Here is a 568-nt window from a genome sequence, read left to right as displayed (position 1 = left end):
CGCCCTCGGCGAGGCCACCGTCACCGCCGACGGCCGGCTGCTCGCCCTCGCCGGCGTGGTCCAGGACGTCACCCCGTGGCGGCGCGCCGAACAGGCCCTCAGCGACACCCGCGACCGCCTCGCCGACCAGCGCCGTCTCATCGGCGGCGAGCAGCGCGCCGTCCGGGCCCTGCAACAGGCCCTGATGAGCGCCCCCGCCGGGCGGCCGGTGGCCGGGGTGGAAAGCGCTTTCCGGTACCTGCCCGCCGAACGCGACGGCAAGGTCGGCGGCGACTGGTACGACCTCCTCGACCTCCCCGACGGCTCCGTGCTGCTCGCCGTCGGCGACGTCTCCGGACACGGCCTGCCCGCCGCCGCCGCGATGTCCCAACTGCGCCACGCGCTGCGCGGCATCGCCTACGACGCCCCCGAGCCGGCCCGCATCCTCGACCGCCTCAACCGGATCCTCTGCCACCAGCAGGCCGACCACATCGCCGGCGTCGCCGTCGCCCGCCTCGACCCGCGCACCGGCCACCTCAGCTGGGCCCGGGCCGGCCACCTGCCGCCCGTCCTGCTGCACCGCGGGACC

At 77.5% G+C, this 568-nt stretch carries 1 protein-coding gene; it reads left to right on the top strand.

Annotation, left to right across the window (positions count from 1 at the left end; genetic code table 11):
• A partial coding sequence (locus KCH_RS39050) for a PP2C family protein-serine/threonine phosphatase (RefSeq protein WP_167573975.1) occupies positions 1–568 on the top strand: 568 nt, incomplete at both ends.

Origin of the sequence: Kitasatospora cheerisanensis KCTC 2395 (genome assembly GCF_000696185.1) — a bacterium.
Taxonomy (GTDB): domain Bacteria; phylum Actinomycetota; class Actinomycetes; order Streptomycetales; family Streptomycetaceae; genus Kitasatospora; species Kitasatospora cheerisanensis.
The sequence above is the reverse complement of the archived record's forward strand: the minus strand, read 5'-3'. Positions and strand labels throughout refer to the sequence as shown.